At 62.0% G+C, this 10,285-nt stretch carries 8 protein-coding genes; 6 read left to right on the top strand and 2 right to left on the bottom strand.

What is annotated here, in order from left to right; translation table 11 throughout:
* Positions 1 to 365: 365 nt before the first annotated feature.
* From WBB95_RS22620 to WBB95_RS22610, 3 genes are all read left to right on the top strand, one after another.
* On the top strand, positions 366 to 830 hold the full coding sequence (locus tag WBB95_RS22620) for an LTXXQ domain protein (protein WP_424489597.1): 465 nt from the start codon (positions 366 to 368) through the stop codon (positions 828 to 830).
* Between the two features lie 64 nt (positions 831 to 894).
* Positions 895 to 2,238: a sensor histidine kinase gene (locus WBB95_RS22615; protein WP_424489596.1), complete on the top strand. Its 1,344-nt coding sequence runs from the start codon at positions 895 to 897 to the stop codon at positions 2,236 to 2,238.
* Positions 2,239 to 2,278: 40 nt separating this feature from the next.
* A complete protein-coding gene (locus tag WBB95_RS22610; protein WP_424489595.1) occupies positions 2,279 to 3,628 on the top strand; it encodes a CoA transferase in 1,350 nt (449 codons plus the stop codon).
* A 116-nt stretch (positions 3,629 to 3,744) separates the two neighbouring features.
* On the opposite strand, the gene WBB95_RS22605 is transcribed toward WBB95_RS22610, so the two are convergent.
* Together WBB95_RS22605 and arcD (WBB95_RS22600) are read right to left on the bottom strand one after the other, a co-directional pair.
* The gene (locus WBB95_RS22605; protein WP_424489594.1) at positions 3,745 to 4,608 is read right to left on the bottom strand and encodes a DNA-3-methyladenine glycosylase family protein; all 864 of its coding nucleotides are present in this window, start codon (positions 4,606 to 4,608) and stop codon (positions 3,745 to 3,747) included.
* Entirely contained in the window at positions 4,605 to 6,032 is a 1,428-nt protein-coding gene (gene arcD, locus WBB95_RS22600; RefSeq protein WP_424489593.1) for an arginine-ornithine antiporter, read from the bottom strand. The genes WBB95_RS22605 and arcD (WBB95_RS22600) overlap by 4 nt, the downstream gene beginning before the upstream one ends.
* Before the next feature lie 444 nt (positions 6,033 to 6,476).
* Here arcD (WBB95_RS22600) and arcD (WBB95_RS22595) point away from each other — a divergent pair, with 444 nt between their 5' ends.
* The 3 genes from arcD (WBB95_RS22595) to WBB95_RS22585 all read left to right on the top strand — a co-directional run bounded on the left by arcD (WBB95_RS22595) (position 6,477) and on the right by WBB95_RS22585 (position 10,265).
* Positions 6,477 to 7,904, top strand: coding sequence for an arginine-ornithine antiporter (gene arcD, locus WBB95_RS22595; RefSeq protein WP_424489592.1), 1,428 nt, complete (start codon positions 6,477 to 6,479; stop codon positions 7,902 to 7,904).
* Between the two features lie 24 nt (positions 7,905 to 7,928).
* Positions 7,929 to 9,185, top strand: coding sequence for an arginine deiminase (gene arcA, locus WBB95_RS22590; RefSeq protein WP_424489591.1), 1,257 nt, complete (start codon positions 7,929 to 7,931; stop codon positions 9,183 to 9,185).
* 69 nt (positions 9,186 to 9,254) lie between these two features.
* Entirely contained in the window at positions 9,255 to 10,265 is a 1,011-nt protein-coding gene (locus tag WBB95_RS22585; RefSeq protein ID WP_003220053.1) for an ornithine carbamoyltransferase, read from the top strand.
* Positions 10,266 to 10,285 lie beyond the last annotated feature (20 nt).

Here is a 10,285-nt window from a genome sequence, read left to right as displayed (position 1 = left end):
GTAACCCGGCAAGGATGCCGGGTTAGCCGCCCCGCGCCATGGATGGCGCGTGGCGGCGGCCCACGGATTCAAGCCGGAGTGCGGGCATGCCGAGCCTAGACGAGGCACCGAGTGGAGGGGCAAGAGCGTTTTGCTTACTTTTGCGCTCCACCAAAAGTGAGTCGCTGTAAGAGCGAAACCAATAGAAGCCATCACCCAAATAACGGATATGCCCCCAACCCACCACCCGCCCAGCCCAAAAAGTTTTGTCAGCCCCCACCAATCCCCTCTTTACCCAAGCTTTACCCTCACCTGACCGCCGCTGACCTTGATCTCCGTAACCTACTCACATCCGGACTCACCGGAATAGAGACAGGAGAATCACCATGCGCAAGACCCTTATCGCTCTGATGTTCGCCGCCGCCCTGCCAACTGTTGCCATGGCCGCCATGCCAGAAGGCCAAGGCCCGATGGGCGGCCCTGAAGGCCACATGATGGGTGGCCCGGGCCACGGCGGTGAACACGGTCCGCGTGGCAAAGGCGGCCCCTTCAGCCAGCTGGACCTGAGCAAAGAACAGCGCCAGCAAATCGGCAAACTGATGGGCAACCAATGGCACGCCCGCAAAGACCTGGTCAAAAAGTACCTGGACAAACTCCCGGCCGCTGACCAGAAAGCCATGCAGGACGAAATCGCCGCCGGCAAACAGAAAACCCAAGCCGACATCCGTGCCGTGCTGAAGCCCGATCAACAGAAGAAATTCGACGAGATCGTGAAGAAACAAGCCGAGCGCCGCGCCGAGTGGAAGGAATTCCAGGCCTGGAAAGCCCAACAACCGCAAAAAGCGCAATAATGATCTAGCGTTCCCCCAGCCCAGTGGCCTCCGCCGCTGGGCTTTTCCTGTTTGAGGGTTTCCTGTGCGTTCATTGTTCTGGCGGATCCTGGCCAGTTTCTGGCTGGCCATCGCCTTGGTTGCCGGGTTGTCGATCCTGCTTGGGCACATGCTCAACCAGGACGCGTGGATTCTCAGCCGCCATCCCGGCCTCAACAACCTGGCGCAGGAGTGGACGCAACTCTACGAAGCCCAGGGTGAGGACGCCGCCCAGGAATTGCTGCAGCAGCGCAAACGCCAGTACCACATCGACGTGCAAGTGCTGAACGAAAGCGGCGACCCAGTGGTGCGCGGCACCTTCCCGCGCCGCGCCGCCGCTTTTGAAGCCCGGCAAAATGACAGTCAGGACGGCCACCTGCCCTGGCGGCGCCTGACCGCCGAGTACACCAGTGAAAAAACCGGTGACACGTACCTGCTGATCTACCGCATTCCCCACCCGGAGCTGGACGCCTGGCACCGCAGCAGCTTGCTTTGGCCATTGAGTGCGCTGGCGATCGCCTTGGTGGTGTTGACCCTGTTCAGCCTGCTGGTGACGCTCTCGATCACCCGCCCGCTCAGCCGCCTGCGCGGCGCGGTGCATGACCTGGGCCAGACCACCTATCAGCAAAACAGCCTGGCGCAGCTGGCCAACCGTCGCGATGAATTTGGCGTGCTGGCCACCGACTTCAACCGCATGGGCGCGCGCTTGCAAAGTTTGATCAGCAGCCAGCGCCAGTTGCTGCGCGATGTGTCCCACGAACTGCGCTCACCACTGGCCCGCCTGCGCATCGCCCTGGCGCTGGCCGAACGCGCCGGCCCCGAAGAGCGCGAACGCCTCTGGCCACGCCTGACCCGCGAATGCGACCGACTGGAAGCGCTGATCAGCGAAATCCTGGTGCTCGCCCGCGTGGATGCCGACAACGCCAGCGCCGAAGACATGGACCTCAACCCGCTGCTCAAGACTCTGCAAAAGGATGCGCAGTTGAGTGCCCCCGAGCAGCTCGTGCAGTTGACCACCGAAACCGATCTGCACCTCAAGGGCTGGCCCACCATGATTGAACGCGCGGTGGATAACCTGCTGCGCAACGCCCAGCGCTTCAACCCGCAAGGCCAACCGATTCAATTGCAGGCCCAACGCCAGGGCGAGCGCATTCTCATCAGCGTGCGCGACCACGGGCCCGGCGTGGACGCTGAACACCTGAGCCAGTTGGGCGAACCGTTTTACCGCGCCCCCGGCCAGGCTGCACAAGGCCACGGCCTGGGCCTCGCAATCGCCCGGCGCGCGGCGGAACGGCATGGCGGCAGCCTGATCCTGGCCAATCACCCTGACGGCGGGTTTATTGCCAGCATCGACCTGCCGTTGGAACCGGGAGTTGTCACACCGGTGTGATGATCTTCTATAGTGGCCCTTCTCTTACGGAGGGCCTTTGATGACTGACCTGCTGACACCCATCCAAGCCGCACTCGATTTACCGCAAACCCCGCTGACCTTTAACGAAGCCGGCGCCCTGCCCTCGACCTTCGCCGTGACCGAGCTGGCTGCCGCCTGCATCGGCGCAGCCGGCCAGGCCGTCGCCCAACTGATCCAACAACAGACCGGGCGCCTGCCCAGTGTGAGTGTGGACCGGCGCCTCGCCTCCTTATGGTTTTCATCCTCGATTCGCCCGGTGGGCTGGCAAGTGCCGCCGCTGTGGGACCCGGTGGCCGGCGACTACGCCAGCGCCGATGGCTGGATTCGGTTGCACACCAACGCCCCGCATCACCGTGCCGCCGCCGAGCGCGTGCTGGGCGAGGTCAACGACCGCGCCGAGATGGCCAGTAAAGTCGCCGCGTGGAACGCCGCCGAACTGGAGCAGGCGATTGTCGATGCGGGCGGTTGCGCAGCGCAGATGCGTTCGTTGCTGGCCTGGCAAACCCATCCCCAAGGGCTGGCGGTGAATGCTGAAGCGTTGGTGCAGCGCCAGACCTTCGAAACCACCACCGACAAACCCTGGCTCGGCTCGGTGGCGCGCCCGTTGGCGGGGGTCAAGGTGCTGGACCTGACCCGCGTGCTGGCCGGCCCCGTGGCCAGCCGGTTTCTCGCCGGGCTTGGCGCCGACGTGCTGCGCATCGACTCACCCAGCTGGAACGAACCCGGCGTGGTGCCGGAAATGACCCTGGGCAAACGCTGCGCTCGCCTCGACCTGAAAAGCGCCGAGGGCCGACAGATGTTCGAAAGCCTGCTCAAAGACGCCGACATCCTGTTTCACGGCTACCGCGCCGATGCCCTGGAGCAACTGGGCTATAGCGCCGATGAGCTGCAAACCCTTGCGCCCGGCCTGATCGACGTGAGCCTCAATGCCTACGGCTGGAGCGGCCCGTGGCGCAATCGCCGTGGCTTCGACAGCCTGGTGCAGATGAGCAGCGGGATCGCCGACGCCGGCATGGCCTGGAAACACGCGGACAAACCGCTGCCGCTGCCACTGCAGGCGCTGGACCACGCCACCGGATACCTGATGGCAGCCAGCGCGATTCAAGCGTTCAGCCAACGATTGAAGTCCGGCCGTGGCGGATCGGCGCGGTTGTCATTGGCGCGTACGGCGAAGCTGTTAGTGGACGCTGGGGAAGTGCCGGAACAACCGGCGTTGCGGGCGGAAGAGGCGAGCGATCAAGGTTTGCTGGTAGAGCAAACCGCCTGGGGCCAGGCCCATCGGCTGCTGGCACCGCTGAGCATCAGCGGCACGCCATTGCAGTGGGATTTGCCGGCGGGAGAATTGGGCTCACACCGCGCTCAGTGGTGACCTGAAGACCGCTATCGCAGGCAAGCCAGCTCCCACATTTTTGACCATATTTCAAAGGCTGTACGCGGCCAAATGTGGGAGCGGGCTTGCCTGCGATGAGGCCCTTACAGGCGCCATCAATCCGCCCGACTCAAAGAGGTCCATAAATGCTGCGCCGCATACGCCCTCAACGGCCGCCACGCCTCTGCCCGCGCGGATAACTGCCGCGCCGAAATCGGCTCGCCCTCCAACGCCGCCAGCGCATTGATCAAGCCAATGTCTCCGGAAGCAAACGCATCCGGCTCGCGCAATTGGCGCATGGCGATGTACTGCGCTGTCCAGTCACCAATTCCCGCTAACGCGACCAGCCGTGCCACGCCCTCCTTGAGGCTGGCCTTGGGCTCGAACAGATCCGGATCATCCAGCAATGCCTGGGCCACCGCGGACAACGTCCGGCCCCGGGACTTGGGCATGCCCAAGGTCGCCAGGTCCGCCGCCGCCAGCACCTCGGGCGTCGGGAACACGTGGGTAATACCCGCGTGGGGTGTCTCCAGCGGCTGGCCATAATGCGCAACCAGTTTGCCCGCCAGACGGATCGCCGCCACCACGCTGATCTGCTGGCCAAGCACCGCGCGAATCGCCAGTTCCAGGCCGTCCCACGCACCCGGCACGCGCAGGCCAGGACGGGCTGCAACCAGCCGCGCCATCAACGGGTCGTCCGCCAATTTCGGGTTGATCAGTTGGGGCTGGGCCTCTAGGTCGAACATCCTCCTCAAGCGCCGCGCGATCTCCGGCAACGCCGCCGGATCAGGAAAATCAACGCCGACCTCCAGCCAATCGCCCGCCCCCGGTGCCACGCTGATCCAACCCTGCCTTCCACCCAGGCTGATGCTGCGCCGGTACACGCCGGCCTCAACGGTTTCCAGCCCGTTGATCGCCCGCAACGATAAAAACCCCACCATCGCCGCCCAATCGTAGGGCGGCTGATACGCCAGTTTCACAACGACAACACCCCGCTGTACAGCCCATACGCCGCCAGCCCCGCGCCCGCGATCACGCAGCCGAAGATGCCTTTTTCCACGTGGGTGAACAAGGCCAGGCCCTGCTCACGCTTGGCCTGGGCAAACAGGATCACACCGGGTGCATACAGCAACGCCGACAGCAGCAAGTATTTCAAGCCGCCGGCGTAGAGCAGCCACACCGCGTACAGCAGGGCGATCAGGCCCACCAGCAGGTCCTTGATACGTCGGCGCGGGCTACCTGCATAGGTTTCGCCACGCGCGCTCAGCAGCACCGCATAGGCCGCCGACCACAGGTACGGCACCAGAATCATCGAGGAGGCTAGGTAAATCAGCGTGGTGTAAGTGCTGTGGGAAAACAGCGTAATGACTAGGAACGCCTGGATCATGAGGTTGGTCAGCCACAGCGCGTTGACCGGCACCTGGTTGGCGTTTTCCTTCTTCAGAAAGGCTGGCATGGTCTTGTCATGCGCGGTGGCGTAAAGAATTTCCGCACACAGCAGCGCCCAGGACAGCAAGGCGCCCAGCAGCGAAACCGCCAGGCCGATGCTGATCGCCATCGCGCCCCAAGGCCCGACGATATGCTCCAGCACCCCCGCCAGCGACGGGTTCTGCAAGTGCGCCAGTTCCGGCTGGCTCATGATGCCCAGCGACAACACGTTCACCAGCACCAGCAGCGCCAGCACCCCGAGAAACCCGATCACTGTGGCGCGGCCCACGTCCGAGCGTTTCTCGGCCCGCGCCGAATACACGCTGGCGCCCTCGATGCCGATAAACACGAACACGGTGACCAGCATCATGTTGCGCACCTGGTCGACCACGCTACCGAATTGCGGGTTGCCCAGGCCCCAGATATCGCGCGTGAAGATGTCCGCCTTGAACGCTACGGCGGCGATCACGATAAACATCAGCAACGGCACGATCTTCGCGACGGTGGTGACCTGGTTGATGAACGCGGCCTCCTTGATCCCGCGCAGCACCAGAAAATGCACCGCCCACAGCAACAGCGATGCACAAGCGATGGCCACCGGGGTATTACCCTGACCGAACACCGGGAAAAAGTAACCGAGGGTGCTGAATAGCAACACGAAGTAACCGACGTTGCCCATCCATGCACTGATCCAGTAACCCCAGGCCGACGAAAACCCCATGTAGTCGCCGAAACCGGCCTTGGCATAGGCATACACACCAGAGTCCAGTTCAGGCTTGCGGTTGGCGAGGGTCTGGAACACGAAGGCCAGGGTCAGCATGCCGACAGCAGTGATCCCCCAGCCAATCAATATGGCCCCCACCTCGGCGCGCGCCGCCATGTTCTGCGGCAAAGAGAAAATCCCGCCGCCAATCATCGAGCCCACCACCAGGGCAATCAGGGCGCCAAGCCGAAGTTTCTGGACCGGTTGAGACATGAAGACTCCTGAATAAATAACGCGTTGAGCTGACAATCGTTCACTCAACTAATTAATTCAGCGAGTGTAGCGTTTATTAAAGACAGCGATAAAACGCCACGCTCATAACGCAATGGCATGACAGTTTATAAAGTTTAGGCTTATTTAGACTTTAAAAATTGCAGGCACTTTGCCAGTTTTCAGCGACTGGGCAACGTTGCTTGAAAAAGTTTGCACATTCCACAAAACGAACTAGCTTCAAACGTCCGTACCTTGAACTAAATGATTAACAACAACGGAGGACCGCTCTGGAAAGCGCTTTTCCGCGGGGCATTATTGCCCGCAAGTTTGCCTTTAAGTCATTAATTCACAATGGAATGTGCCAATGAAGTGATCTGAGTCAGCTGTTTGATTAGCGCACGGAATTATTCTGTGGTCTCTCTTCTCCTGCATTGGAGTCACGCAATGTCTGAAACTCCCGGAAAACTTCGACTAGGCGCACTGGTTGCGCTGGTCGTGGGCTCGATGATCGGTGGCGGGATCTTCTCTCTGCCGCAAAACATGGCCGCCAGCGCCGATGTTGGCGCGGTGTTGATCGGTTGGGTGATTACCGCCATCGGCATGCTGACCCTCGCCTTTGTGTTCCAGACCCTCGCCAACCGCAAACCCGACCTCGACGGCGGCGTCTATGCCTACGCCAAGGCCGGTTTCGGCGACTACATGGGCTTCTCGTCCGCCTGGGGTTACTGGATCAGTGCCTGGCTGGGCAACGTCGGTTACTTCGTGTTGCTGTTCAGCACCCTCGGTTACTTCTTCCCGATCTTTGGCGAAGGCAACACGCCGGCTGCGGTGATCGGCGCGTCGGTGCTGCTGTGGGCCGTGCACTTTTTAGTGCTGCGCGGGATCAAGGAAGCCGCCTTCATCAACCTCGTGACCACCGTCGCCAAGGTCGTGCCGCTGGTGCTGTTCGTGTTGATCGCACTGTTCGCGTTCAAGCTGGACATCTTCACCGCCGACATCTGGGGCGTGAAAAACCCGGACCTGGGTAGCGTGATGAACCAGGTGCGCAACATGATGCTGGTCACCGTGTGGGTGTTCATCGGCATCGAAGGCGCGAGCATCTTTTCCTCCCGTGCAGAAAAACGTTCCGACGTCGGCAAGGCCACGGTGATCGGGTTTATCACCGTGCTGCTGTTCCTGATGCTGGTGAACGTGCTGTCGCTGGGGATCATGACCCAACCGGAACTGGCCAAGCTGCAGAACCCGTCGATGGCCGCCGTGCTGGAGCACGTGGTGGGCCACTGGGGCGCGGTGCTGATCAGCGTCGGCCTGATCATTTCCTTGCTCGGCGCACTGCTGTCGTGGGTGCTGCTGTGTGCGGAGATCATGTTCGCTGCGGCCAAGGATCACACCATGCCGGCGTTCCTGCGTAAGGAAAATGCCAACCATGTGCCGGTCAACGCCCTGTGGCTGACCAACGCGATGGTCCAGGTTTTCCTGGTGATCACGCTGTTCTCCGCCAGCACCTACCTGTCGCTGATCTACCTCGCCACCTCGATGATCCTGGTGCCTTACCTGTGGTCGGCGGCCTACGCGCTGCTGCTGGCGGTGCGCGGTGAAACCTACGAAACCGCCCTCGCCGAGCGCAAGAAAGACCTGTTCATCGGCGCCGTCGCGTTGATCTACGCGGTCTGGCTGCTCTACGCCGGCGGCACCAAATACCTGCTGCTGTCCGCCCTGCTCTACGCCCCCGGCGCCATCCTGTTCGCCAAGGCCAAGCATGAACTGGGCAAACCGATTTTCACCAACGTCGAGAAACTGATTTTTGCCGCAGTGGTTGTGGGCGCCCTGGTGGCGGCCTATGGGCTCTACGACGGTTTCCTGACCTTGTAATTGTTGATAACTGGAGGATCTGTAATGACCACCGAAAAAGTGAAGTACGGCGTACATTCCGAAGCCGGCAAACTGCGCAAAGTCATGGTGTGCTCCCCAGGCTTGGCCCACCAGCGGCTGACCCCCAACAACTGCGATGAACTGCTGTTCGATGACGTGCTGTGGGTGGCCCAGGCCAAGCGCGACCATTTCGACTTCGTGACCAAGATGCGCGAGCGCGACATCGATGTGCTGGAAATGCACAACCTGCTGACCGACATCGTCGCCATCCCCGAAGCCCTGGACTGGATCCTGGCGCGCAAGATCACCGCCAACCAGGTCGGCCTCGGCCTGGTCAATGAAGTGGGTTCGTGGCTGCGCAGCCTGGAGCCGCGCAAGGTCGCCGAGTTTTTGATCGGTGGCGTGTCCGCCGATGACCTGCCCGACAGCTTCGGCGGCAAGACCATCGAGATGTTCCGCGATTTCCTCGGCCACTCGAGCTTCATTCTGCCGCCGCTGCCCAACACCCAGTTCACCCGCGACACCACCTGCTGGATCTACGGCGGCGTAACGCTGAACCCGATGCACTGGCCGGCGCGACGCCAGGAAACCCTGCTGACCAGCGCCATCTACAAATTCCACCCCGAGTTCACCAACGCCGACTTCCAGGTCTGGTACGGCGACCCGGACCAGGACCACGGCAACGCCACGCTGGAAGGCGGCGACGTGATGCCGATCGGCAACGGCGTGGTGTTGATCGGCATGGGCGAGCGCTCCTCGCGCCAGGCCATCGGCCAACTGGCGCTGAACCTGTTCAAGCACAAGGCGGTAGAGCGTGTGATCGTCGCCGGCCTGCCGAAGTCCCGTGCGGCAATGCACCTGGACACCGTGTTCAGCTTCTGCGACCGCGACCTGGTCACGATTTTCCCGGAAGTGGTCAACCAGATCGTCGCCTTCAGCCTGCGCCCGGACGAGAGCAAGCCCGGCGGCATCGACGTGCGCCGTGAAGACGCGAGCTTCCTCGACGTGGTCGCCACCGCCCTCAACCTCAAGGCCCTGCGCGTGGTGGAAACCGGCGGCAACAGCTTCGCCGCCGAACGCGAGCAGTGGGACGACGGCAACAACGTGGTGGCCGTGGAGCCTGGCGTGGTGATCGGTTACGACCGCAACACTTACACCAACACCCTGCTGCGCAAGGCCGGTGTGGAAGTCATCACCATCAGCGCCGGTGAACTCGGCCGTGGCCGTGGCGGCGGCCACTGCATGACCTGCCCGATCATCCGCGACCCAATCGACTATTAAATTTCAAACCTTGGCCGCCGCCCATAAGGCGCCGGCCACGGGGATAACCTAAACCGAAGGAGATCCATCATGGCTTTCAACATGCGCAACCGCAGCCTGCTCTCGCTGATGCACCACACCACCCGCGAGCTGCATTACCTGCTGGACCTGTCCCGCGACCTCAAGCGCGCCAAATACACCGGCACCGAGCGTCCGCACCTGAAGGGCAAAAACATCGCGCTGATCTTCGAAAAAACCTCGACCCGCACCCGTTGCGCGTTCGAAGTGGCCGCCCACGACCAAGGCGCCCACGTCACCTACATCGACCCGGTGTCGTCGCAGATCGGCCACAAAGAAAGCATGAAAGACACCGCTCGCGTCCTCGGCCGCATGTTCGACGCCATCGAGTACCGTGGCTTTGAGCAGGAAATCGTCGAAGAGCTGGCCAAGTTCGCGGGCGTGCCGGTGTTCAACGGCCTGACCGCCGAATTCCACCCGACGCAAATGATCGCCGACACCCTGACCATGCGCGAACACAGCGACAAGCCGCTGCATGACATCAGCTACGCCTACCTGGGCGACGCCCGTTACAACATGGGCAACTCGCTGCTGATGATCGGCGCCAAGCTGGGCATGGACGTGCGCATCGGCGCGCCGAAAGCCCTGTGGCCGCACGCTGACTTCATCAAGCAGTGCCAGGCATTCGCCGAAGAAAGCGGCGCGCGCATCACCATCACCGAAGACCCGAAAGAAGCGGTGAAAGGCGTGGATTTCATCCACACCGATATCTGGGTGTCGATGGGTGAGCCGGTGGAAGCGTGGGACGAGCGTATCGAGCAACTGCTGCCGTACCAGGTCAACGCCAAGATGATGAAAGCCTCGGGCAACCCGCGCGTGAAGTTCATGCACTGCCTGCCGGCGTTCCACAACAGCGAAACCAAAGTGGGCAAGGACATCGCCGCACGTTATCCGAACCTGGCCAACGGCGTGGAGGTGACTGAAGAGGTGTTTGAATCGCCAGCCAACATCGCGTTTGAGCAGGCGGAAAACCGCATGCACACCATCAAGGCGATTCTGGTGTCGGCGTTGGCGGATATCTGACCCTCAACACCGCTCCCACA

The organism is Pseudomonas sp. (assembly GCF_049645325.1).
Taxonomy (GTDB): domain Bacteria; phylum Pseudomonadota; class Gammaproteobacteria; order Pseudomonadales; family Pseudomonadaceae; genus Aquipseudomonas.
The sequence above is the reverse complement of the archived record's forward strand: the minus strand, read 5'-3'. Positions and strand labels throughout refer to the sequence as shown.

What these genes read in the sequence shown, in the direction of transcription:
- WBB95_RS22620 (WP_424489597.1), top strand. Translation starts at nt 366, where the DNA reads ATGCGCAAGACCCTTATCGCTCTGATGTTCGCCGCCGCCCTGCCAACT.
- WBB95_RS22610 (WP_424489595.1), top strand. Translation starts at nt 2,279, where the DNA reads ATGACTGACCTGCTGACACCCATCCAAGCCGCACTCGATTTACCGCAA.
- WBB95_RS22585 (WP_003220053.1), top strand. Translation starts at nt 9,255, where the DNA reads ATGGCTTTCAACATGCGCAACCGCAGCCTGCTCTCGCTGATGCACCAC.
- arcD (WP_424489593.1), bottom strand. Translation starts at nt 6,032, where the DNA reads ATGTCTCAACCGGTCCAGAAACTTCGGCTTGGCGCCCTGATTGCCCTG.
- arcA (WP_424489591.1), top strand. Translation starts at nt 7,929, where the DNA reads ATGACCACCGAAAAAGTGAAGTACGGCGTACATTCCGAAGCCGGCAAA.
- arcD (WP_424489592.1), top strand. Translation starts at nt 6,477, where the DNA reads ATGTCTGAAACTCCCGGAAAACTTCGACTAGGCGCACTGGTTGCGCTG.